Source organism: Sphingorhabdus lacus (assembly GCF_009768975.1).
In the GTDB taxonomy this organism is placed as follows: Bacteria; Pseudomonadota; Alphaproteobacteria; order Sphingomonadales; family Sphingomonadaceae; genus Sphingorhabdus_B; species Sphingorhabdus_B lacus.
The window spans coordinates 2,791,450-2,815,658 of sequence record NZ_CP035733.1; the positions used below are offsets into that span (position 1 = coordinate 2,791,450).

The window sequence follows — 24,209 nt, forward strand, 5'->3', positions numbered from 1 at the left end:
TGTAAATGATTGAGTGCGTGATTGGGTTTTCTGACCATCGGTCGATAAAGGCGCGTTGAGAGGTCTAGCTGGCTGTAACCGCTTCCTCTTCGACCTCATTCTGCTGCCGTGCCCACATCTCGGCATAGAGCCCACCCTTGGCCAACAGCTCGAAATGGGTGCCTTGTTCGGCAACTTGCCCCGCTTCCAGAACAAGTATGCGGTCTGCATCCACAATTGTAGAAAGCCTGTGTGCGATGATGATCGTGGTGCGGCGTACCGATATACGGTCGAGCGTCGACTGGATTTCTGCCTCGGTCCGGCTGTCCAGGGCGCTGGTTGCTTCGTCGAGGATCAGGATCGGCGGATTTTTGAGGAGTGTTCGGGCGATAGCCACACGCTGCTTTTCGCCCCCGGACAATTTTAGCCCACGCTCGCCAACCTTGGCCTCGTAACCTTCGGGCAGGGAGTTGATAAAGCTGTGGATCGCGGCACCGCGGGCGGCCTCCTCGATGGCCGGTTGATCGGCTCCTTCGCGGCCATAACCGATATTATAGCCTATAGTGTCGTTGAACAGCACAGTGTCCTGCGGCACAATTCCGATTTGGGAACGCAACGAGCTTTGCGTAATCTGCCGGATGTCCTGACCATCAATCGTGATCCGTCCACCGGTGACGTCGTAAAAGCGATAGATCAGCCGCGCGATCGTCGATTTTCCCGCGCCCGATGGTCCAACAACGGCAAGCCGGCCACCCGGCGGAATTTCGAAGCTCACACCTTTCAGGATCGGGCGATTTGCCTCATAGCCGAATTGCACATTTTCAAAGGCGAGTGCGCCGCCCCTGATGACCAGCGATGGAGCACCCGGGGCATCGACTATTTCCGGCGCTGTATCGATCAGATCAAACATCGCCGCCATATCGGTCAGGCCCTGGCGGATGGTGCGATACACCATTCCGAGCATATCCAGCGGCCGGAAAAGTTGCGCGAGCAGCGTGTTGACCGTCACAACATGACCAGTTGTAAACTGCCCCTGTGACCAGCCCCAAACGACATAGCCCATGGCACCTGCCATCATCAGATTTGTAATCAGCGATTGGCCGATATTCAGGATAGCCAGCGAATTTTCCGATTTTACCGCCGCATCGGCCCATTGGCTGACAACCTGGTTGTAGCGGGCGGCCTCACGCTTTTCAGCGTTGAAATATTTGACGGTTTCATAGTTCAATAGGCTGTCAACTGATTTGGCGACCGTCTGGGTATCCAGTTCATTCATCTCCTCGCGCAATTTGTTGCGCCAGTTCGTGATGACCGCGGTAAAACTGATATAGGCGACCACCATCACCCATGTCGCCGCGACAAGGCCCCAGCCAAATTCAATCTGGAAATAAGCGGACACAAGAATCAACTCGAGCAGCGTCGGAGCAATATTGAACAACAGGAAATAGAGCATGATATCGATGCTCTTGGTACCGCGCTCAATGACTTTGGTGACGGCTCCTGTCCGCCGGTTCATATGGAACCGCATCGACAGATTATGCAAATGGCCAAAGACATTTTCGGCAAGTCGGCGCGTGGCGTCCTGCCCGACGCGTTCGAAAACGACATTGCGTAAATTGTCGAATAATACGCCGCTAAAACGCGCCCCTGCATAGGCCGCGACCAGAGCAATGGCGATGGCAACGCCATCTTCCATGCCCGGAACCATGCGGTCGACCGCAGCGCCATAAAGCCACGCCATGCTCAGCTGCACAAGCTTGGAAAGAACGACTAGAAGAAGAGCGCCGACGATGCGTACACGCAGCCCGAATTGGTCCTTTGGCCATAAATAGGGCAGGAACCGCCGCATGACGGCGAAATCGGGTTTGGTATCGGTCGGAGTTTCTAAAGGCGGCACCCGCGCCATATAGGCAGGCGGCGGCCAATAACAAAGGGTCTTTGGTGCCTTAGCCCCTGCCCGTCAGCAACAGCCAGGTCGCGATCACATTCATGCCCGTATAGGCGGCGTAAAAAAGGGTGATTAGTACGGATCCCTCGTTCGCCAGCCATAACGCCCCGATCAGCAACGCCAGTTCAATGGCATAGCTGCCATAGGGACCGATATGCTTGCCAAAATAGCGCTTGGTATCCTCGACAAAGGGATGTCCCGATTCCACCACAGCCTTGTGCATCGCAAAATTTGCGACGCCCAAGAGAAAACCGATGATCAGCAACATGGGTACGGCTTCACGGCCCTTGGCGGATAGCCCGCGCCTCGTTCCGTTCCGATTGCCGTTCGAGCGCAACCTTAATCATCGCGATGATAGGATCGGCAAGTGCGAGTCCCAACACGCCGAATAAGGCACCGAACAATATCTGGGCTCCCAATACCAGCGCCGGCGCAAGATCGACCGCACGCTTGGCGACCATCGGGACAATCAGATATCCATCCACCATCTGCACCACGAAATAGACGAAAATGGCATAAAGGCCGACATCAACCCCTGCGGAAAAGCCGACGAGTATGATGAGGGCGCCCGATACGATGGCACCGATATTCGGAAGAAACGCCAGCAAGCCGGTAAGTATGCCCAGCAACGCGGCCATAGGCACGCCGCCGAGGCTTAACAGGATCCACGTGCCGAAACCTTCGACCGCCATGCCGAGCAAGCGTCCGGCCATCAGCCGGCGCAGCACACGCCCGATCTTCTCGGCAGTCCCATAGAAATGCTCGCGTTCGGCAAGTGGCAACATCCACGCTACACCGCGTTCGTACATCCGAGGCTCCGCAGCAATAAAGATGGCGAGCACCAGCATCATGGCCATGTTGGTCAGCGTACCGACAACCGAAGATACGGCGGCCGTCACGCGCCCGACCGAGTTCAAAATCTGCGTGCCGAAACCTTTGACATCGTCGGCCGAGATGTTGAAGCCTGCCGCTGCAATCTGGTTGCCGATGGTCTCGATTTGCTTTTCGACAATCGCCTGGAGACTGGCCGCTTGCGATGCCAGTTCGGACCCCGTGAAAACAAAGGTCCAGTAAATGAAGCCGAATACGGCGAGCACGACGATTGTCAGGCGAAAACCGCGCGGAATAGGCAGAACCCGGCCTAACAGCCGCGCGCCGCCATCAAACATGGCGGCCAAAACAAGCCCGCCGATAATCAGCAATATGGGCTGTGCCAGCCAGATCAGCGCGACAACCAAAGTTGCCATGCCGATCCACACGGCTGCCTTCTTCAACTCGCTGCGGACGAGCGGATCATATAGTTCGGTTGGCCCGACCTCTTCGCGAAAGGTGTCGGTGGCTGGTGCTTCCGCCTTGCGCGGCGCGCGGGCTTTGCGCGGCTTTGCGGCGACAGCGTCATTCATTCGGTTTTGCCTTTTGCGGACGCAGGCTGGTTCCGGCGCGATCGCCCCGAAGTGAACTCACCCATGTCGCGGGATTGAGTGTGGTGCTACCATCGACCGAGAAGGTGATGATTTCAGCCCGGCCACCCAGACGGTCCCAGGAAACAGGGCCGCCTAAACCCCCCAGTTCAGAGGCGACGCGGCTGTCCGAGCTGTTGTCACGGTTGTCACCCATCAGGAATACATGACCCGCCGGAACCTTAACCGGCCCCATATTGTCCGTATCGCGGCGGCGGGCATCGATCGTGTCATACTGGACACCATTGGGCAGCGTTTCGCGAATGATCGGCAGATGACATGTCATTTTGCCATCGGCTTCACGGGTCAGTCTGCCGGGAAAATCATAATCATTGCAGGGGCTGTTGGCGTCCACCGGTAATATCAGATTGGGCTGGGTGTCCTGTTTGACGGGCTTTCCATTCAGAAAAATTTGCCCCTCACGCAGCTCGACCACATCGCCCGGCAGGCCGATGACCCGCTTGATCCAGTCCTGATATTTGCCCTTGGGGGTGAGGATGACGATATCACCGCGTTCAGGCAACTTGCCCCAAACCCGTGTGTTGCTCTCAGGGAGGGGAACGGCAAGCGCCTCGACCTCTTCACGCAGCACAAGCCAGCGAAATATAGCAACGGGGTTGGGAATAGTCGGGGAAACATGGCTCCAGCCATAGGGATATTTCGACACGAACAGGCGATCGCCCACAAGCAATGTCGGCATCATCGAAATCGACGGAATGTAAAAAGGCTTGGCGATGAAGCTGTGGAAAGCGAGTACCGCGATAAGAAGCCAGAACATACCCTTGATTTCGGCCCAAAGCGATGCCGCCCAGCTCCGCTTCTCTGGTGTCGAAGCGGGTGGAGTGGCGGGATTGCTGTTTTCGGTTGTCAAACTGCTCATACCTTTTGTGCTGGAAGCGCCTCTATGATTACAAATGCCTGCGCCCATGGATGGTCATCGGTGAGCGTCAGATGAATATGCGCTTCATAGCCGCTTGGAATCATTGCGTCGAGCCGCGCTTTTGCTCCACCCGAAAGCGCCAAAGTTGGTGCGCCCGATGGTGCATTGACAACGCCGATGTCTTTCATGAACACGCCGCGTTTGAACCCTGTGCCCACGGCTTTGGAAAAAGCCTCTTTGGCCGCGAAGCGCTTGGCGTAGGTGCCGGGCTTGGTGAACGGACGCTTTGCCGCCTTGGCGCGTTCGACGTCGGTAAAGACCCGTTTTTCAAATCGTTCACCGAACCGCTCAAGCGAATTGGCGATACGCTCAATATTGCACAGATCGGATCCCAGGCCGATTATCAACGTGCCATATCCATCAGCATACGCATTTTGCGGACACTTTCTTCAAGACCGATAAAGATGGCTTCACCGATCAGATAATGACCAATGTTGAGTTCGGCGATCTGCGGGATCGCGGCGATGGGCTGGACATTGTCGAAGGTCAAACCATGACCTGCATGGGATTCGATGCCATTTTTTGCCGCAAGCGCGGCCGCATCTGCAATCCGGCGCAGTTCGGCCTCGGCCCCTTCGCGATCGCCATCGAGCAGCAGATGGGCATATTTACCTGTGTGGAATTCGACAACGGGGGCTTTGAGCTGGATCGCAGCATCAATTTGCCGGGTGTCGGGTTCGATGAACAGGCTGACGCGGATGTTGGCTTCGCGTAACCGGGTCACCATCGGCGCCAGCTGATTATGCAGACCGGCCGCATCCAGCCCGCCTTCTGTTGTGCGCTCCTCGCGCTTTTCGGGCACGATGCACGCGGCGTGCGGCCTGTGGCGCAAGGCAATGGCGAGCATTTCTTCGGTTGCGGCCATTTCGAGGTTCAGCGGCAGGCTCGTCGCCGCCATGATCCGTTCAATATCGGCATCGCGAATATGACGTCGGTCCTCGCGTAAATGCGCTGTGATACCGTCGCCGCCAACATGAGCGATAATTTCGGCCGCGCGGACGGGGTCAGGATGGTCGCCTCCCCGCGCGTTGCGGATGGTGGCGACATGGTCGATATTGACCCCGAGGCGCAGCGGGGCCGTCACGCTGCCATCCGGCTGCCGGGCTTTACGGCCGGGATGCTGGCGAGATCGGAAGGCACCTCATCTGCGGCGTATGTCGGAAAATTCAGCTGGATCAGGGGATAGAAGGGCACGCCCAGATCGGCTGTCCCTGCGGAACGGTCCACCACTGCACCTGCGGCGATTACTTCGCCCCCGGCCTCTTCAATGGCCTTGATCGCTTCGCGAGACGAGAGGCCGGTGGTGACGACATCTTCCATCATCAATATCTTCGCCCCGGGAGCAATCGAAAAGCCCCGGCGCAGCCCGAATACACCGTCAGGGCGTTCAACGAACATCGCGTCAACGCCCAATGCGCGGCCCATTTCATGGCCTATGATAATCCCGCCCATGGCAGGTGAGATCACTGCCTGAATTTCGCTGCGGACTTCGCGTGGCATTTTCTGCGTGATCGCAAGCGCTATGCGTGCGGCACGATCTGGATTCATCAGCAACCGCGCACATTGCAGATAATGCGCACTGTGGCGCCCTGAGGAGAGGAGAAAATGCCCCTCCAGAAGGGCTTCGGCATTACGAAATTCGGACAGGATTTCATCTTCGGTCATGGAAATGGGAACGTCCCTTTTGAGTGATTGCCAATTTATGCAAGTCTGGCGTGTTTGATTGCATCGGCAAATAGGTGGAAAAGCTAAGCAAATAAATGCTAAAAATCTTTAATCGACCGCTTGAGGCTTCGGAAAAGCGCGCCTATAGGTCGCGCGAGTCCGGCAGACTGAGGTTTGGTCGGAACTGCGCAATGTTCCTGCGCCGCACCAAGAATACGGGGCCAAGTTGATGAATATGTTGAAGAAAATCCTGATTGTCCTTGCTGCAATGACGATGCCGTCATTGGCCATGGCGCAAACGGCGAATCCCGCCCCTGCGCCTGTGACCAAGGAAATTGCCGCACCCGTTGTGGCAACGCCTGCTGCTGCAGTACCCGAAACCGCAGCACCTGCTGCGTCTGCCGAGGCTGCTGCTCCAAAATCCATGGACGGTTCTTTGCCGGGCTACACCCCGATGAAACCGACCGAAGGTATTGGCATGCCAAAACCTAAAGAAATCGATTTTCAGGAACAGTTCAGCGAAAATGGCCAATATGCCAAATGGATCAACAACAGCATCTTGCTGCCGATCATCACCGTCATCTCGCTCTTTGTATTGGGGCTTTTGCTCTGGGTAATCATCCGGTTCAACCGCCGTGCCAACCCGGTACCGTCGAAAACGACGCATAACACGTTCATTGAAATCGTGTGGACACTCGTCCCCGTTTTGATTCTGTTGGGAATTGCCTATCCATCACTTGATCTCCTGGCAAAGCAGTTCAAGCCTGCGCCGGCAGATGCCGTTACCATCAAGGTGACCGGTTATCAGTGGTATTGGGGCTATTCCTATCCGGATCATGGTGGGTTCGAAGTCGTATCCAATATGCTGAAGGAAAAAGGCGACGTCGCGCCTGGCGAGCGTTTCCGCACTGAAAATGACGGTCCGGGCCAGTTGGCTGTAGATAATCGTATGGTAGTTCCTGCCGGCGTACCGCTTCGTATTCAGACAACTGCGGCTGATGTTATTCACGCCTTTGCGGTGCCATCGCTTTGGTTCAAACTGGACGCGGTCCCCGGTCGCCTGAACGAAAAGTCACTCACAATTACAAAGCCAGGTGTTTATTTCGGGCAATGTTCGGAGCTTTGCGGCGCGCGTCATGGTTTCATGCCGATCGCTGTGGAGGCTCTGCCTCCTGAAAAATTCGCAGCATGGGTAAAGGCACAAGGCGGGCAAATGCCCGGTGAAGCCGCGGCAGCTGCCGCGTCACCTGCACCTGCTGCCGCAGCAACACCCGCTGCCGCTGCAACCACTCCAAGCGCTGCGCCTGCCGCAGCCGTAACCAAGTAAAAGGCCAGACTGATGACAACCATTGCTGCTACGGGCGCCGACCTTCACGCACATGACCATCATGATGCGGATCATAAGCCGGGCTTTTTCGCCCGCTGGTTCATGTCCACAAACCATAAGGATATTGGAACGCTTTACCTGATTTTCGCGATTTTTGCCGGTATTGTCGGCGGCGCGATTTCGGGTCTGATGCGCATGGAGCTGGCTGAGCCGGGTATCCAATATCTGCAAAGCTGGGCATCAATGATGGCCGGCAAAGACGCCTCGATGGATGAGGCCTATCATATGTGGAACGTGTTGATTACCGCGCACGGCCTGATCATGGTGTTCTTCATGGTTATGCCCGCGATTATCGGCGGTTTCGGTAACTGGTTCGTACCCTTGATGATTGGTGCGCCGGACATGGCGTTCCCGCGTATGAACAACATCAGCTTCTGGCTGACCGTTGTGGCATTCATCATGCTCCTGGGTTCGAGCTTCGTGCCGGGTGGTACAGGTCTCGGGGCCGGAACAGGCTGGACGGTATATGCACCGCTTTCGACGTCGGGCTCGGTTGGCCCGGCTGTCGATATGGCGATTTTCTCGCTCCACCTTGCAGGTGCTGCATCTATTCTGGGTGCAATCAACTTTATCACGACGATCTTCAACATGCGTGCGCCGGGCATGACCCTGCACAAAATGCCGCTGTTCGTATGGTCTGTGCTGGTAACGGCGTTCCTGTTGTTGCTTGCTCTGCCTGTGCTCGCAGCAGCCATCACCATGTTGCTCGTCGACCGTAACTTTGGCGGTGCATTCTTCGATGCATCGGCAGGTGGCGATCCAGTGCTTTATCAGCATCTCTTCTGGTTCTTCGGTCATCCCGAAGTGTACATCATGATTTTGCCGGGCTTCGGCATCATCAGCCAGATCGTTGCAACCTTCAGCCGCAAGCCGGTCTTCGGTTATCTCGGCATGGCCTACGCAATGGTCGCCATCGGCGTTGTCGGCTTCGTTGTTTGGGCGCACCACATGTTCACCACGGGCATGAGCGTCGATATGAAGATGTACTTCACCGCAGCAACCATGGTCATTGCCGTTCCAACCGGGATCAAGATCTTCAGCTGGATCGCAACGATGTGGGGCGGTTCGGTTAGCTTCAAGACCCCGATGGTCTGGGCCATGGGCTTCATCTTTATGTTCACCGTTGGTGGCGTGACCGGTGTTGTGCTCGCAAATGGTGGCTTGGACGATAACCTGCATGATACTTATTATGTTGTCGCACACTTCCATTATGTGCTCTCGCTGGGTGCGGTGTTCTCTTTGTTTGCCGGTTTCTACTACTGGTTTGGCAAGATGTCCGGCCGCCACCTCAACGAGTTTTTGGGTCACCTGCACTTCTGGGTGTTCTTCATCGGCGTGAACGTCCTGTTCTTCCCGATGCACTTCCTCGGAAACTCCGGCATGCCGCGTCGTTACCCTGACTATCCGGAAGCTTTTGCTTACTGGAATGGCGTCGCGTCGACAGGCTATGCCATCATGGCTGTCGGTGTGCTGATCTTCTTCATCAACGTCTTCTGGTCTTTGGCCGCCGGACGTCGTGCGGAAGAAAATTATTGGGGTGAAGGTGCGACCACGCTCGAATGGACGCTTTCGAGCCCGCCGCCTTATCACCAGTTCGAAACACTTCCGGTCATCAAGTAACCGGAATGCATCCTCCACTCCTGCCTCGTTGAATATCAACGGGGCAGGACAGGAACTAGATTATGACAACGGCTACGCGAAACATCTCCCTGCCAGCGGAATGGCGTGATTTCTGGGCGTTGACCAAGCCCCGGGTGATGTCGCTTGTTGTCTTCACCGCATTATGCGGCCTTTTGGCAGCCCCCGGCCATATTCATCCGGTGATCGGTTTTACCGCCATATTGTGCATTGCATTGGGCGCTGGAGCCTGCGGTGCGCTGAATCAATGGTATGAAGCCGATGTCGATGCCAAGATGGCCCGTACATCAAAGCGCCCCCTGCCCGCTGGCCGGATGGATCGTGAAGCAGCCTTGCACTTCGGTATCGGTCTGGCTGCTTTTTCCGTTGGCATCATGGGGGTCGCGGTAAACTGGATCTCGGCAGGTCTTCTTGCCTTTTCAATCTTCTTCTATGCCGTGGTCTATACGATCTGGCTCAAGCCGAACACGCCGCAAAATATCGTTATTGGTGGTGCTGCCGGCGCATTTCCGCCCGTCATCGGCTGGGCCGCCGTCACAGGCGATGTAACGCTTGTGCCAATATTGCTCTTCTCCATCATCTTCCTTTGGACGCCGCCACATTTCTGGGCTTTGGCGCTCTTTATGAAAACGGATTATGGCGCAGCCGGGATCCCGATGTTGCCTAATGTTTCCGGCCAACGTGTCACCCGCAACCAGATATTTGCCTATAGCTTCCCGATGGCCGCAGTAGCCATTGCGCCTTTTGCCTTGGGTGAGAGTGGCTGGCTTTATGGGGTAACGTCCGCACTTTTGAACGTCGTATTTTTGGCGCTTGCGTTCAAGGTTTGGCGCAACGAAGCAAATGAAGCCAAGGATATGAAGCCCGAAAAGCAGCTTTTTGCTTTTTCGATCCTCTATCTATTCCTGCTCTTTGCCCTCTTCGCCATTGATCGGATCTTGTTCGCATGACACAGCCTGAGCAAAGCGGCTTTACAGCAGAGGAGACACGCATCATTCGCGCGCGGCAAGCTGCCCGATCGCGGATTATGGGCATTATCCTCGTTGCGTTATGCGTCTTGTTCTTCCTGATTACCGTCGTGAAAATCGGAGTATGGGGCTGATGGCACGTTCAAATGCCAAGGTGGGCTTGATGGCCGCCGCAATCGCGGTGTCTATGGTGGGCGTGGGCTTTGCGGCCGTTCCCCTCTATCGGATATTTTGTCAGGTAACAGGCTTCGGCGGCACAACGATGCGGGTTGATGCAGCGCAAGCCGCGACTGTCGTTGCGACACAAAAACCAATTGTCATTCGTTTCGATGCAAATCAGCGCGACGGCCTGCCATGGGAATTCAAGCCCGAACGCCCGACGGATACCGTCAGCATCGGTGCAAAAGACATGTCGATCTTCATCGCAAAGAACCTGTCCAATGAACCGGTAACAGGAACGGCAACGTTCAATGTGACACCGGAGCTTGCCGGCAAATATTTCAACAAGATCCAATGTTTCTGTTTTACCGAACAGACGCTTCAGCCAGGTCAACAGGTGCGCATGCCGGTGCTCTATTATGTAGACCCGAAGATTATGTCGGATCCGGAAACCAAAGACATTGAGGAAATCACTCTTAGCTATACTTTCTATCCCGTGGAGAACCCAAAGACGGTAGACCCGACGGGCGAGGGAAGCTAAGAGCCAAGATAACGCGTTAGACTACAGGGAATTGATCATGGCTGGTGCCAAAAATCACGATTATCATATTTTGCCGCCGAGCATTACGCCAATTCTTGGCTCATTCTCGGCGCTGACGATGTTCTTTGGCCTCGTGATGTGGATGCATCCCGAGCAATTCGGCTATGGCAGTCTCGTGTTCGGCCTCGGCCTGATCGGCGTGCTCTACACCTTCTACACCTGGTGGTCAGATGTTGTGCATGAAGCGCATGCTGGTGATCATACGCCTGTGGTGCAATTGCATCTGCGCTACGGAATGATCATGTTCATTGCGTCAGAAGTCATGTTCTTCGTGGGCTGGTTCTGGGCATGGTTCGATTTCTCCTTGTTCCCTGCCCCGCTGGAATTGGTGAAAGACGCAGAAACGCATGCGTTCACGGTTTCCAATCTGATTGGCCAAGAAGGCGCCGCAGCTTTGATGCAGTGGCCGCCAAAGGGTCTGGAAGTATTGGACGCGATGAAGCTGCCTTTGCTGAATACGCTGATACTGCTGTGCTCGGGTACAACGGTGACTTGGGCTCATCACTCCTTGATCCATGGCGATCGCGAAGGGTTGAAGAAGGGCTTGTGGCTCACGATCCTCCTCGGCCTTTTGTTCAGCGCCATTCAGGCCTATGAATATTCGGTCGCTCCGTTCCCGTTCGGTGGACTGAACTACGGCACCGCCTTTTACATGGCGACTGGTTTCCATGGTTTCCACGTCATCGTTGGTACGATTTTCCTGATCGTATGCCTCGTGCGGTCGTACAAAGGACATTTCACGCCCCAACAACATTTCGGTTTTGAAGCTGCGGCCTGGTATTGGCATTTTGTGGACGTCGTGTGGCTGTTCCTGTTCATCGCCATCTACATCTGGGGAGGATGGGGCGCACCCGTCCACGCATAAGGCATTTTGGTGCCAGACATACAAAAACAGGAAGGGCAGCCGGGCATCGCCAAGGCTGCCCTTTTTGGTCTCTGCCCGCAATGCGGTGCTAAGACCTTATTCGCCGGCCCTGCGCGTTTTTCGGAACGCTGCTCTTCCTGTGGTCTGGATTTTTCGGCCTTTAACGTTGGTGATGGCCCCGCAGCACTTTTGACGCTGGTCATTGGCGCGCTGATCATCATATTTGCCCTCATATTGGATTCCGCTGTGCGCCCACCTTTTTGGGTGCATGTGGTGATCTGGGTTCCCGTAACAATTGCCATGACCGTGTATGCGTTGCGCGTGTCGAAAGCTGCTCTGTTGGCGGCCGAACATTATAACCGGGCGCATGAAGCAGGGCGGGATGACGTTCTATGAAATGGCCGGTGCTTCCGACAATTTTGGTCTCTGTCGCGGTAGCCACCATGATCGGATTGGGGATCTGGCAACTTCAACGTAAAGAGCAGAAAGAGTTGCTCCTTGCACGCTATGAAGCCGCCGCCGATTTGGATCCCGTCACATGGCCGGCAGTTCCGGATAAGGCGAACCTCCCATTGTTTCGAAAATCCACGTTGATGTGTATCAAGGTTGTGCGCATTGAATCGGTGTCCGGAAGTAACCGCGAAGGGAAGGCCGGCTTTGCGCATATAGCGTCCTGCTCGACCGGCGGCGCGGAGGGGCCTGGCGCAAAGGTGGCCATTGGGTGGTCAGAGCGGCCGGAGTCTCCCAAATGGGCTGGTGGATTGGTAAACGGCATTGTTGCGCCGGATAATGTGCAACTGATCAAACTCGTCGTCACGGATAAAGTAGAAGGTCTCGACCAGCTGTCTTTACCCTCGCCGCAGCAGATCCCCAACAACCATCTGCTTTACGCCATCCAGTGGTTTATCTTCGCGACTGCTGCCGCGGTCATTTATGTGTTAGCGCTGCGTAAGCGCATGCAATCGGCTTGAGCCTCCCGGCAGACGTTACTTTCTACCTTGTCGCCTCCGCCGCAGTCATCTTGGTGGGTCTGGCGAAAGGTGGATTTGCCGGCTTGGGTGCTGCGGCGATCCCTCTGCTGGCTCTTGTCATGGATCCCGTATCCGCAGCGGGCATGTTGCTCCCCATATTGATGGCGCAAGATATTGTCAGCGTATGGGCTTTTCGGCGAAGCTTTGACAGCCGCACTTTGAAACTTACCTTGCCAGGGGCAGTCTGCGGTATTTTTCTAGGCTGGTGGTTTGCCGCGGTTGTGAATGCGGACGCGGTGCGAGGACTTGTCGGAGTCATCGCGCTCGCCTTCGGCACGTACAGGCTATCCCCGAAGATAAGTGGACTTGCACAAATGAAAGGCCCTGCGCCTGAATGGGTCGGTACACTTATGGGTGGAGTATCCGGATTTACGAGCCAGATCGCGCATGCCGGCGGGCCTCCTTTTCAGATTTGGGCATTATCCCGCAACTTTCCCCATTTGGTATTTGTCGGGACATCTTCGATATTCTTCGGGATCATCAACTGGATGAAGGTCCCGGCATATGCCGCCCTGGGGCAATTCAACAGTCAGAATATGACGTTGACGGCCGTATTCATGCCACTGGCACTCGCAAGTACCTTTGCCGGGGTCTGGTTGGTAAAAAGAGTGTCGCCTGTCCGGTTCAACGCGATCATCAACCTATTGATGATCGGCGTTGGTCTCGAACTTATCCGGCAAGCCATCTGGTGATGGCGCTAATGCTTATTTCGGTGAAAGCACCATCAGCATCTGGCGACCTTCCATCCGGGGATGGGCTTCAATCTTTGCGGTTTCGGCTGTATCGGCCTGGACGCGCTGCAACAGCTGCATTCCCAGCTGTTGGTGGGCCAACTCGCGGCCACGGAAACGAAGCGTGATCTTGACCTTGTCACCCTCTTCAATGAACTCGGCAACCTTCTTCATCTTCACCATATAATCATGGTCATCGATGTTCGGACGCATCTTGATCTCTTTGATCTCCTGCGTCTTCTGGCTCTTACGGGCCAGGTTGGCCTTTTTCTGGGCCTCATATTTAAACTTGCCGATGTCGAGAAATTTGCAGACTGGGGGATCAGCATTTGGAGAAACCTCCACCAGATCCAGTCCTACTTCAGCAGCTTGAGCTATCGCTTCGCGGGTATATAACACCCCCAGATTTTCACCGTCATCATCAATGACACGGACTTTTTCGGCGGTGATTAAATTGTTGTAGCGCGGTCCACTTTTAACAGGTGGGGTCATAGCGCGCCGGGTCGGCGGGGTTGCGATAGTCGATACTCCTGAAATTGTTATGGTGCGCCAATACAGCCATTTGCCACGCAAATAAAGGCCTTAGGCATAGGGTGTGCAATATTGTCGCATATAGTGACTTCAGCGCCACGATGTAAGAGTTGACGGAGGTGTTCGCGTCACGACGATCGCGTGATTCGCTCGATAGAACCGCGCATCGCGAGGTCGTTTGATTCACGCATACGAATGCGGACAAATACCGGCCAAAATTTTTCAGGAACGCTTTCAACGCGATACTCAGGCATGCGATGAAATGCCCGTCTGTTCACTTTACGTGCAGGTAAAACACTGTATGGCTCCGAAATATAGTGTCACAATTGACAATCAATAAAACTCTTTTGTGATATAAAATTGCGAAAGATTAGGAATTGAAATGAACAGCTCCTCCAGTGGTTCGCTTTCCAGCGTACCAAATGGGCGGATCATTGACTTCGAAACAGCAGAATTGCGCAAGCTGCCCTTTCAGGACAGCCTGTATCTCTGGGTAAAGGGGACCCTCCCGGGAGCAGGTTTCGAAGCTAGACTGGCCCCCCGAATATATCAGAACAGACCCGACTATTGGGGGATTGAGGTGGCGGTTGTGCAGGCACACGCCCCTGATCAATCGGGCGACACCGAACTATTACATATTTTCGAGCGATCGATCCCTCTGACGGGCATTACGGGAAATCGGGGGATTACCGTTATTGGTGCCAATCAGGTGAAGCGGATCGACATTGCCGGTGAGTCCTGAGAGGGTCGCAACTTGCCGGTAAGGTCGGGGGCAGGCAATTTCATTGTCTGTCCCCGTACTTTGCTTCCCCTCTTAGTTCGCTAACCCCGTTAGATCCGAAACGCTCAGGATCTGGGGAAGAATCTTCGCCTCGCCCTGAGGTGGATAATAGAGATAAAGCGGAACGCCGGACCGTCCGTGCTTGGCAAGAAACCGTGTTATCACAGGATCGCGGCGCGTATAGTCGCCCACCATCGTCACAATAGCAGCTTTCTCAAAAGCCTTTTTGGTTTCATCTCGGTCAATCGCCGCAGCCTCGTTGACTTTGCACGTCACACACCAGTCAGCGGTGAAGTAGAGGAAAACGGGCTTCCCTCCTTTTCGAAGCTGCGCAAGCTTTTCTTCCGAAAAAGCTTCCCCGCCCAGTTCCGCGACGGAAGGTTGTGTTACCGCAGAATTTGGCAACCGGTCCAATGCCAAAAAGCCCATGATCATGAGGGTGCTACCCAGTCCCAATATCAAACTGACGGGCGCCTGCTGTCGTTTGATGATTATAATGCCAAGGAGCATGGCTGCTGCGGCTATTGCCCCCAACACCCAACCCGCGCCACCCACCAATTGACCGAGCAGCCACACCAACGCCAACGCCGTCAGCGCCATGGGGAGCGCCATCCATTTTCGGAATGTCACCATCCAAGGACCCGGTCGGGGCATACGCGCGCGTAACGCCGGAATATAGGCAATGGCCAGAAACGGCAGGGCGAGGCCCAGGCCCAGCCCTGCAAATATCAGCAAAGCCTGCGCCGCAGGCAGTAAAAGGGCCGCGCCTATTGCCGCTGCCATGAACGGACCGGTGCAGGGCGTGGCTACAACAGCCGCAAGCACGCCCGTCCAGAAAGATCCTGCTGCACCGCCTTGGCGTGTAAGACGATCGCCCGCGCCGATGCCGCCTATTTCAAACAGGCCGACAAGATTTGCGGTGACTGCGACCATCAACAGCAACAGCACGAATACAATGAAAGGGTCCTGAAGCTGGAAGGCCCAGCCGACTTCTTGTCCCGCCGCGCGCAGGCCCAGCATGATCGCGCCGAGTGCAAGGCAGCTGAGCAGGATTCCTGCGGTATATGCCCAGGCATCGCGGCGCGCCGTGCGTTCGTCACCACCGGCCTTTGCGATTGCGATCGCTTTCAGCCCCAAGATCGGAAAGACGCAAGGCATCAAGTTCAGAAGAAGACCGCCGAGAATAGAGAGCGCCAATATCAGTGCAAAGCTCGTGGGATTACCGGATGGCGGGGTTGCACTGTCGGCGCCCAGCACCGACACCACTTCGCCACCGCTGGGCACCGATCCTGGAACGGCCCGCAATTCTATTCCCTGACCATCGCCAAACCGCAGCAGGCCGTCAATTTGTCCGTCAAAAGCTTTGTCGACACCGCCTGTCAGAATAAGCCAATTGCCGGTGCGCCGTGCTGTCTGCGGCGCGGCGTAGCGGAAGACATTCTGGGTTTGCGGGAAGAACCAGACTTTATCGGCAGCAGCTCCTTCCGGGAAGGGAATGGCGATCGAAATGGCGCTGCCGTTGATGGCGTAGCTTGCCTGCCTGTCCAGCGGTACCGGCAATGCGGCGCGCCATTGGTCGAAGCGAGTGCGCTGCTCAACAGTGATGGTTCCGTCACCGACCGTCAGCGGGATGGTGAAGCTTCCGCTTTCCGGAACGCAAACCAGATCGGAGCAGGCGGACCATCTGGCGTTCACTTTGATGTCGAGTTTTTTACCCGGCTGACGCTTCGGCGCTATCTGAAGGTCGACCAGAAAGGCGTGTTTGGCCTTGTAGATATGGTTCATAAACCCGCTGACAACCAGGGTTTCCGGGACCGGAGCGCGGATCGGGCCGGGGGTGACGCCCTCGGGCAGGGTCCATTCCAGTTCGAGGGGCGTTCCGGCATCGCCGGGGTTTAGCCAATAGTCGTGCCAGCCCGGTTTCGGGTCCATGATGATGGCGATTGTGACCGTGTCCCCCGGTGCGGGAACTGCCGTTTCCGCCTCCACCGTGGCGCGCACATTTTGGGGGGCGCCGGGAATTTGGGCGCTGGCCGGGTGAAACGCAGCCGAAAGGGCGAGCAGGAACAGGCCGAGCGCCCCTATCCAAAAGGCCGCCAGTATTGCGCGTCCATTACCCTGAAAATGCGTACCCGTCATAGGCGCCTCTTTGCCATCAAGCGGCGCGGGTGGACAGCATATTATTCGGCTGCCGCAGCCGCAGAGGCAAAGGGCATGGCCTTCGCCTTGCGCCAGCCGCCGTGCAGATAATAGGCAATGGACAAGATACCCGACGCGATGGAAGTGGCGATAAAAGCCGCCCAGATCGCGTCCGCCCCGAACCGGTCAAGCAGGCCAAAGCCCACGAGAAAGCGCACCACTATAGCCGCAAAAATCAGGATCAGCAGCGGCGCCAGCACCGCCCCGTTCGCGCGGACGGCAAAGGTGACGACGACCGACACGCCCATCAGGATAAAGCTCCATCCGATGATGTGGTTGATGTGGATGGCAATGGCAATGGCAATGGCCGGACTGCCGTCGGGCAGGAACAGGCCAAGCAAGGGCGCGGCAAAGACCGTGGTCAGCAAAACCAATATGCCCGACATGATGAGGTTGATGACAATGCCCGACCATACGGCACGGTCGACTCGCGCCCAGTTATTCGCCCCGATATTCTGTGCGACCATCGCGCTGACCGCGCTGCCCACCGCGACCGCAGGCATTTGCACATAGCTCCACAGCTGGTTCATCACGCCAAAGGCCGCCGTTGTGTCGACCCCTTCGCGGTTGACGAGGCCGATCATGACAAGGGCTGATCCCGACATGATGATCATCGACAGCCCCATGGGCAGGCCCATGCGCGCAATAGGTTTCAAAAAGCGCGGGTCTGGACGCACCCATTTCAGCTCCGCCCCGCGCAGACGGATGGTCAAATCCTTCGCGTAGATTTTGCGGATCAGCAGCGCGAGGCTGATGATGCTGGCGATCAATGTGGCAAGCGCGGAACCGGCAATGCCCATCGCCGGAATAGGCCCCAGCCCGAGAATGAAAACCGGGTTCAGCACGATGTCGAGCCCGACATTGAGCACGGTGTTCCAGAAGGGCGTCACCGAATCCCCGACGCCGCGTAAAGAGGAGGAGATCAGTATCATGACAAAGGACGTCGGCATCGACAGGAACATGACGCGCAAATAGGCAAGCGCGAAGGGATAGGCCCCCTCCGGCGTTGCCATCAGCCGCAGCATCTGTGGAGCAAAAATCCAGCCCAAAGCCGCAGTTACCGCGCCGGATACAAAGAAGATGCCCGTGGCCGTTCCCATGACACGGCGAACCGATTCCACATCGCGCCGGCCCATATTCTGCCCGATCAAAATGGTGGTCGCCATGGAAAAGCCAAACAGTGCGGAGAACATCAGGAACATGATCAGCCCTGCATTGGCCGACGCGGCGAGGGCTTCTTCGCCCAGAAACTGGCCGATCCAGATCGAATTGACCGAATTGTTCAGCGACTGCAATATGTTGACGCCCAGCGACGGTAACGCGAACAGGAACAATGTCTTGGCGACGGGGCCAACGGTCAGGTCGCGTTGATGGGCGGGGGCAGTCATGATGCGTTCATGGCAAAGCCGGAGCGATCAGGATAGCCGCAAATTGCCGGAACGCGGACTAGCCTGCCAGACCGGCGTCCTCAATGCCTTCCTCGAGGGAGCCCGGCACCAATATCCAATGCCCTGCGAACAGATCGCCGTCGCCAAATTCCATTTCGAATGCGCCGCCTTCGTAGATGGTGATCGCGGGCATGGTCAGCCGTGCGCGAAAGGCGGCTTGCGATAAGATCGGTGTTCCTTCCGGGCGCCATTCGTCCACCCAAAGCTGGTACAGATTTTCGACGATCTTCTTTTCAGCCTCGGCTTGCCACCGCAGCGCATCCTTCAAGAGAATTTGAGCCGTCGCCGCACAGTCGGGAAGTGCATCACGTGATTCCGCGCTAAGCGTCAGGTCAACAGGTTTGCCCAGCCACGTTGCCGTCCCGTTGAAACTGTCGGGTAAATGGCGGTCGGCTACAAAGCGTCCCAGATCCGCATCCACAAAGTCCGGGGGATTAAGGATAGGGTCGGCGGCCTTCATCAACTCCGCGTCGTCGGCTTCCCCCAGATATTCCGCGAATTTGGCAAAAGGCCAAAGACCCTTCTTCCCGATTTCACCGGCGATCCGGATCTTTACCACCATGCGCGGCCGGAACGACGCCATCCATGGATCCGAGGATGGTAAGCCGTGGCCCAGCGGATGTTCGATCCGAAGGGGCGATACTTCGACAGGGCCATCGTCCGACCGCCACGCCACCAGTGTTACGGCACCAATCCATCTGGCGTTCGGACCAGCTTGGCTGGTCAAAGGCCCTATGGCGGAAGGCCCCATGGCATCCACCACTCCGGTCACAATCGAGGAGCGGTCATTTTCGGCTGCGGCGGAAGGGGACAGAAGCGAACCCAGCGCAGCGAAAAGGACCGCCAGTTTCTTCACCCCAGACGCGCCAGCGCCGCCGTCAGGCGCTCGGCCTCGGCGGTTTTTTCGGCATGGTCGGCGCGTGCCTTTTCGACCGCTTCGGGCTTGGCCTTTTCGACGAAGGCCGCGTTCGACAGCCGTCCGGCGAGTGAAGCCGCCTCTTTGGTGGCCGCTTCGATCGCCTTGCTGATGCGCGCACGCTCGGCGTCGAGATCGATGACACCGGCCAGGGGCAGGACAAAGGTTGCCTCATCCACGACCAGCTGGACCGATCCACCTTCCGGCGCGTCGCCTGTGGTCACCGAATCGAGCCGCGCCAATCGCGCCAGTGCGGACTGTTGACGGGTAATGCGTTGCTCTGTTGCCGGGGACGCGTCACGGACAAAGGCATCCATCTTCGCGCCCGGCGCAATGCCCAGCTCGTTCTTCGCGGTCCGCACTTCGCCAACCAGACGGATCAGCCATTCGACCTCCGCCTTGGCTTCGGCATCGACTTCGGCTTTGGGCTCCGGCCATTTGGCGTGGATCAGGTCATAGGCGCGCGGCGCTGCAGGATCGGCCAGCGCGTGCCATAATTCCTCGGTCACAAAGGGCATGAAGGGATGCAGCATCACCAATATCTGGTCGAGCACCCAACCTGCGACCATTTGCGATTCTGCGTCCATATCCTGCTTTTCGCCATCAACGAACGCAGGCTTGATAAGCTCCAGATACCAGTCGCAAAACTGGTCCCAGACAAAATGGTAGATGGCGTCGGCCATGCCGTCGAAACGGAATTCGGCAAAGGCCTTGTTCAGCTTTTCGACGGTTTCGACGACTTCGCCGATAATCCAGCGGTTGACGGCAAGCTCCGCCTTGGGCGCGCTGATGCTGTGTGATCCGCCAATACCGTTGGATTGCGCAAAGCGGGCGGCGTTCCACAGCTTGGTTGCAAAATTGCGGTAACCGGCAACGCGGCTTTCATCCATCTTGATGTCGCGGCCCTGGCTTTCCATTGCCGCCATGAAGAAGCGCAGCGCATCGGCACCATATTGGTCAATCAGACCCAGCGGATCGACGGTGTTGCCTTTCGACTTCGACATCTTGCTGCCGTCGGCGGCGCGGACGAGTCCGTGGAGATAGAGCGTCTTCCACGGCACTTCTTTCATGAAGTGGATGCCCTGCATCGCCATCCGCGCATCCCAGAAAAACAGGATGTCAAAGCCGGAGACGAGAACGTCATTGGGGTAATGGCGGTCGAGCTCGTTGGTCTGGTCCGGCCAGCCCAAGGTGCCGAACGGCCAGAGCGCAGAGGAGAACCATGTGTCGAGCACGTCGGGGTCGCGGGTCAGGGCCACGCCTTCACCCGCAAGCGCCTGTGCCCCTGCTTCATCTTCGGCGACATAGCATTTGCCGTCGCCGTCAAACCATGCCGGTATCTGGTGCCCCCACCAAAGCTGGCGCGAGACGCACCATGGCTGGATATTTTCCATCCAGTTGAAATAGGTTTTTTCCCATGATTTGGGGACGATATCGATGGCCCCGCTGCGCACCGCCTCGATGGCGGGCTTGGCGAGTGTTTCGGCGTCGACATACCATTGATCGGTCAGCCAGGGTTCTATTACCTGCGCGCTGCGGTCGCCAAAGGGGGTCTGGATGATGCGGTCTTCGATCCGTTCGAGCAGGCCAGCCGCCTCGATCGCTTCGACCACTTTCTTGCGGGCGTCGAACCGGTCCATGCCGAGATAGTCGGCGGGGATCAGCCCGTCGGCGGTCTGCACCACCCGTGCTTCCGCATCGAGCATGTTGAGCATCTGGCTCGCCTTGAATCCGGCGCGCTTGCCAACTTCGAAATCGTTGAAATCATGTCCCGGGGTAATCTTCACCGCGCCGGAACCCAGTTCAGGGTCGGCATGTTCATCGGTGACAATCGGGATCAGGCGGCCGGTAATGGGCAGCCGCACATTCTTGCCGACCAGATGCGCGTAGCGTTCGTCTGACGGGTTTACGGCGACGGCCATATCGGCCAGCATTGTTTCGGGGCGCGTGGTGGCGACCGAGATAGAGCCGCTGCCGTCCTCGAGCGGATATTTGAAGTGCCAGAATTTGCCGTTGATCTCGCGCGTCTCGACCTCAAGGTCGGAGATCGCCGTTTTTAGACCGGGGTCCCAGTTCACGAGCCGCTTGTCGCGGTAGAGCAGGCCCTGATTATAGAGGTCGACAAACACCTTGATGACGGCCTTGCTGAAGCCTTCGTCCATGGTGAAGCGTTCATTTTCCCAGTCCATCGAACAGCCGAGGCGGCGCAGCTGGCCGGTAATCTCGCCGCCGCTTTCCTCTTTCCATTCCCAGACCTTGGCGACAAATTCGTCGCGGGTGAAATCGGTGCGTTTCTGCTGCTTTTGCGCCATCTGGCGTTCAACCACCATCTGGGTGGCGATGCCGGCATGGTCGGTGCCCACGACCCATAAGGCATCCTTGCCCTGCAGACGGGCATGGCGGATCAAGATATCCTGCAAGGTGTTGTCGAGCGCATGGCCGATATGCAGGCTGCCCGTCACATTGGGTGGCGGGTTGACGATCGTATAAGGCTCCGCATTCGGGCGTTCAGGGCGGAACGCGCCGGTCGATTCCCAATGGGCATACCATTTCGCCTCAATCGCGGCGGGGTCAAACGTCTTGTCGATAGTCATGCCGCTGCCTTTGCCAGCGCGCGGGCATTTGGGCAAGGTTTTCAGATGCGAAGCGGCCAACTCAAGCGCGGTGCTTTATTGGGGTCTCACACAAAGGCACAAAGGCACAAAGGTGAAGGAGAAAAGTCCCTCCCTCATTCCTTCAATCTTCTTCGTGCCTTTGTGTCTTCGTGTGAGATGAAAAAGCCTGCGGCTCTCGCCCTTACTTCGCAGGTTTCAGATATTCCCCCACCCATTTGAACACGGTCTGGTGCCACTGGATCGAATTTTTGGGTTTCAGGATCCAGTGGTTCTCGTCCGGAAAGACCAGCAATTTGGATTCCACGCCCTGCTGCTGCAGCGCCGTGAACGCGGCGAGGCTTTGCGAATAGGGGATGCGGTAATCCTTTTCGCCATGGATCACGAGCGTCGGGGTTTTCCATTTGGCGACATGGTTGACCGGATTCCACTTCTCGGCATCGGTCCGCGTCGTCCAAGGTCCGCCATTGTCCCACTGGTCGAACCATAGTTCTTCGGTTTCATAGGCCATGGCGCGCAAGTCGAAAATGCCCGCATGGGTGACGAGGCATTTGAACCGGTCGGGCCAGTTGCCCGCAATCCAGTTCATCATATAGCCGCCATAGGACCCGCCGAGCGCGCAGGCATTGGCGGTGTCAAGCTGGCTGTCGATCTTGCCCACTGCGGCCATGCCCTTCTGCAAATCCTCTAGCGGCCAGCCGCCCCAATTCTTGTTGATGCTGTCGGTGAATTTCTGGCCGTATCCGGTGCTCCCGTGGAAATCGATCGTGACCACGGCATAGCCCTGTGACGCCATGACGGCGGGGTTCCAGCGGTAGGACCAGCTATTGTTGAACGTCCCTTGCGGGCCGCCATGGACGAGCAGCAGCACGGGAAGCTTTCCGGTCGCATTTTGCGGTTTGACGATCTGGCCGAACACCTGTTCGCCATTGGCCCCGGCAAAATCGAACTTCTGGTAATTGACCGGATCCAGCGCGGCGAGGGCCTGCGCATTGACGTTGGTCAGCCGTGTCGTCTTGCCCTTTGCGTCCATCAGGACAAGGTCGGATGGTCCGGCGATGCTGTTGATCGCATAGACCACGCCGCCATTTTTCAGCGGCACGACCTCGGCGATATTGCCCCGCTCGGTCAAGCGTGTGACTTTGCCCTTTAGGTCGACACGATAGAGCGGGGTTTCGAGCGTGTCCTGCGCGGTGACAAGCAGACTCTTGCTGTCGGCGGCCCATGCGAGCGAGCCGACGGAGCGGTCCCATGCATCGGTCAGCGCGGTGACCTTGCCGCTTTTAAGGTCCATCAGCTTGATGACCAGCCGGTCGGCTTCATAGGTGGCACGGGCCATCGATGTCCATGCCAGCCATTTGCCATCGGGCGATGCGGCAGGGGTGGTGTCGGTTCCGGCATTGTCGGCGGTCAGGTTGACCACTTCCTTCGATTTCAGCGATGCGCCGTAAATATCGAGATTGGTGGATTTGGCCTCATTGGCGTCGGCTTTGCGCAACGCGAAGGCAATGCCGCTGCTGTCGGCGGCCCAACTGACTTCTTCCGCGCCGCCAAAAGGTTTGGACGGCGCGTCGCCGACAAGATCGCCGTCCATGGCCTCACCCAACGTGCCAAGCTTGTTATCTGCGCCCAGCACCACGGTGAAGATGCGGCTGTAATTGCCCGGGGTTTCCCATGCGTCCCAGTGGCGGACCATCAGCTGGTCATATTCGCGGCCGGTGCCGGGGCCTGGCTTCGATGTGTCGCCATCCTGTTCGCAGCCAAATTCCATGCAATCGCGCGCGATATCGCCCCAGACCGCGAATTTCTTGCCGTCGGGCGAAATCTTGAAACCGCTGACATCGGTCTTGAAATTGCTCGCCTGGGTGGATGTGCCGCTGGCGAGGTCATAGCGCCAGATCTGGTCCGACCCGCCCTCGTTGCTGATGTAGAAAATGCTCTTGCCGTCGGGGGCAAAGGCGGGGTCATGCTCGTTCTTGTCGGGCTTGGAAGCGAACAGAACGGGCTGCGCATTGGGGGTGCCGAGCTTGATCAGATACAGGTCGGTCCGCCCCTTGTTCGCGTCCAGATCGGTTTCGCGCACCTGATAGGCGATCATGGTGCCGTCGGGCGATGCGGCGGCTCCTGAAAGCCGCTTCATCGTGGCGAGATCGGTCTCCGTCATCGGACGGGCGAAGGCGGGGGCGGAAAGGGCGGTGGCGCCGATTAGGGCGGCGATCAGAAGGGGTTTTTTCATGGACGCCAAGCTAGTCAACACGATGGGCGCGCGCAAGAAAATTACCTTGCCCATAGCGATGCTATGTTTACATAAATGCAACTACTTTGTCTACTATATCAATTGAGTTTTAAC

The 24,209-nt window shown here is 57.0% G+C and carries 23 protein-coding genes; 10 read left to right on the top strand and 13 right to left on the bottom strand.

Translation table 11 applies throughout. The annotated features are described in order from the left end of the window. Positions 1-64 precede the first annotated feature (64 nt). From EUU25_RS13185 to pyrE, 7 genes are read right to left on the bottom strand one after another with little or no spacing between them, the layout of a single operon-like run. Positions 65-1,876: an ABCB family ABC transporter ATP-binding protein/permease gene (locus tag EUU25_RS13185; RefSeq protein WP_425505185.1), complete on the bottom strand. Its 1,812-nt coding sequence runs from the start codon at positions 1,874-1,876 to the stop codon at positions 65-67. A gap of 49 nt (positions 1,877-1,925) precedes the next feature. Further along, entirely contained in the window at positions 1,926-2,195 is a 270-nt protein-coding gene (locus EUU25_RS13190) for a hypothetical protein (protein ID WP_158901679.1), read from the bottom strand. Positions 2,196-2,205: 10 nt separating this feature from the next. After that, positions 2,206-3,330, bottom strand: coding sequence for an AI-2E family transporter (locus tag EUU25_RS13195; RefSeq protein ID WP_158901681.1), 1,125 nt, complete (start codon positions 3,328-3,330; stop codon positions 2,206-2,208). Further along, entirely contained in the window at positions 3,323-4,267 is a 945-nt protein-coding gene (gene lepB / locus EUU25_RS13200; protein ID WP_158901683.1) for a signal peptidase I, read from the bottom strand. The genes EUU25_RS13195 and lepB overlap by 8 nt, the downstream gene beginning before the upstream one ends. Beyond that, positions 4,264-4,674, bottom strand: a complete 411-nt coding sequence (acpS, locus tag EUU25_RS13205; RefSeq protein ID WP_158901685.1) for a holo-ACP synthase — start codon at positions 4,672-4,674, stop codon at positions 4,264-4,266. Before acpS ends, lepB begins: the two co-directional genes overlap by 4 nt. Further along, positions 4,671-5,411 (bottom strand): pyridoxine 5'-phosphate synthase, encoded by a 741-nt coding sequence (locus tag EUU25_RS13210; RefSeq protein ID WP_158901687.1) that lies wholly within the window; start codon positions 5,409-5,411, stop codon positions 4,671-4,673. The genes acpS and EUU25_RS13210 overlap by 4 nt, the downstream gene beginning before the upstream one ends. Beyond that, complete coding sequence (gene pyrE, locus EUU25_RS13215) at positions 5,408-5,992, bottom strand: orotate phosphoribosyltransferase (RefSeq protein WP_158901689.1); 585 nt, start codon at positions 5,990-5,992, stop codon at positions 5,408-5,410. The genes EUU25_RS13210 and pyrE overlap by 4 nt, the downstream gene beginning before the upstream one ends. A gap of 229 nt (positions 5,993-6,221) precedes the next feature. Between pyrE and coxB the strand changes: the two genes are divergently transcribed. The 9 genes from coxB to EUU25_RS13255 all read left to right on the top strand — a co-directional run bounded on the left by coxB (position 6,222) and on the right by EUU25_RS13255 (position 13,333). Then, positions 6,222-7,319 (top strand): cytochrome c oxidase subunit II, encoded by a 1,098-nt coding sequence (gene coxB, locus EUU25_RS13220; RefSeq protein WP_158901691.1) that lies wholly within the window; start codon positions 6,222-6,224, stop codon positions 7,317-7,319. 12 nt (positions 7,320-7,331) lie between these two features. Further along, on the top strand, positions 7,332-8,999 hold the full coding sequence (ctaD, locus tag EUU25_RS13225) for a cytochrome c oxidase subunit I (RefSeq protein WP_158901693.1): 1,668 nt from the start codon (positions 7,332-7,334) through the stop codon (positions 8,997-8,999). 62 nt (positions 9,000-9,061) lie between these two features. Beyond that, positions 9,062-9,967, top strand: a complete 906-nt coding sequence (locus tag EUU25_RS13230; RefSeq protein WP_158901695.1) for a heme o synthase — start codon at positions 9,062-9,064, stop codon at positions 9,965-9,967. Then, on the top strand, positions 9,964-10,119 hold the full coding sequence (locus EUU25_RS16500; RefSeq protein ID WP_187351274.1) for a hypothetical protein: 156 nt from the start codon (positions 9,964-9,966) through the stop codon (positions 10,117-10,119). The genes EUU25_RS13230 and EUU25_RS16500 overlap by 4 nt, the downstream gene beginning before the upstream one ends. Then, on the top strand, positions 10,119-10,685 hold the full coding sequence (locus EUU25_RS13235; RefSeq protein ID WP_246162734.1) for a cytochrome c oxidase assembly protein: 567 nt from the start codon (positions 10,119-10,121) through the stop codon (positions 10,683-10,685). The genes EUU25_RS16500 and EUU25_RS13235 overlap by 1 nt, the downstream gene beginning before the upstream one ends. A gap of 37 nt (positions 10,686-10,722) precedes the next feature. Then, complete coding sequence (locus EUU25_RS13240) at positions 10,723-11,610, top strand: cytochrome c oxidase subunit 3 (RefSeq protein ID WP_158901699.1); 888 nt, start codon at positions 10,723-10,725, stop codon at positions 11,608-11,610. Positions 11,611-11,619: 9 nt separating this feature from the next. Next, on the top strand, positions 11,620-12,006 hold the full coding sequence (locus EUU25_RS13245) for a DUF983 domain-containing protein (RefSeq protein WP_158901701.1): 387 nt from the start codon (positions 11,620-11,622) through the stop codon (positions 12,004-12,006). After that, positions 12,003-12,581 carry an SURF1 family cytochrome oxidase biogenesis protein gene (locus EUU25_RS13250; protein WP_158901703.1) on the top strand — a complete coding sequence of 193 codons (579 nt, stop codon included), beginning with the start codon at positions 12,003-12,005 and terminating at the stop codon, positions 12,579-12,581. Before EUU25_RS13245 ends, EUU25_RS13250 begins: the two co-directional genes overlap by 4 nt. Further along, positions 12,578-13,333, top strand: a complete 756-nt coding sequence (locus EUU25_RS13255) for a sulfite exporter TauE/SafE family protein (protein ID WP_158901705.1) — start codon at positions 12,578-12,580, stop codon at positions 13,331-13,333. Before EUU25_RS13250 ends, EUU25_RS13255 begins: the two co-directional genes overlap by 4 nt. Positions 13,334-13,345: 12 nt before the next feature. On the opposite strand, the gene infC is transcribed toward EUU25_RS13255, so the two are convergent. Beyond that, the gene (infC, locus tag EUU25_RS13260) at positions 13,346-13,864 is read right to left on the bottom strand and encodes a translation initiation factor IF-3 (RefSeq protein ID WP_158901707.1); all 519 of its coding nucleotides are present in this window, start codon (positions 13,862-13,864) and stop codon (positions 13,346-13,348) included. Positions 13,865-14,285: 421 nt separating this feature from the next. On the opposite strand from infC, the gene EUU25_RS13265 reads away from it, so the two are divergent. Next, complete coding sequence (locus tag EUU25_RS13265) at positions 14,286-14,645, top strand: hypothetical protein (protein WP_158901709.1); 360 nt, start codon at positions 14,286-14,288, stop codon at positions 14,643-14,645. 72 nt (positions 14,646-14,717) lie between these two features. Here the strand turns inward: EUU25_RS13265 and EUU25_RS13270 are convergent, their stop codons facing one another. From EUU25_RS13270 to EUU25_RS13290, 5 genes are all read right to left on the bottom strand, one after another. After that, positions 14,718-16,823 (bottom strand): protein-disulfide reductase DsbD family protein, encoded by a 2,106-nt coding sequence (locus tag EUU25_RS13270; protein ID WP_158901711.1) that lies wholly within the window; start codon positions 16,821-16,823, stop codon positions 14,718-14,720. A 41-nt stretch (positions 16,824-16,864) separates the two neighbouring features. Further along, a complete protein-coding gene (locus EUU25_RS13275) occupies positions 16,865-18,271 on the bottom strand; it encodes an MATE family efflux transporter (protein ID WP_158901713.1) in 1,407 nt (468 codons plus the stop codon). 58 nt (positions 18,272-18,329) lie between these two features. After that, complete coding sequence (locus EUU25_RS13280) at positions 18,330-19,187, bottom strand: DUF2262 domain-containing protein (protein ID WP_158901715.1); 858 nt, start codon at positions 19,185-19,187, stop codon at positions 18,330-18,332. Beyond that, on the bottom strand, positions 19,184-21,841 hold the full coding sequence (locus tag EUU25_RS13285; protein ID WP_158901717.1) for a valine--tRNA ligase: 2,658 nt from the start codon (positions 21,839-21,841) through the stop codon (positions 19,184-19,186). Before EUU25_RS13285 ends, EUU25_RS13280 begins: the two co-directional genes overlap by 4 nt. Before the next feature lie 202 nt (positions 21,842-22,043). Beyond that, the gene (locus EUU25_RS13290) at positions 22,044-24,095 is read right to left on the bottom strand and encodes an alpha/beta hydrolase family protein (protein ID WP_158901719.1); all 2,052 of its coding nucleotides are present in this window, start codon (positions 24,093-24,095) and stop codon (positions 22,044-22,046) included. Between the last annotated feature and the right edge of the window lie 114 nt (positions 24,096-24,209).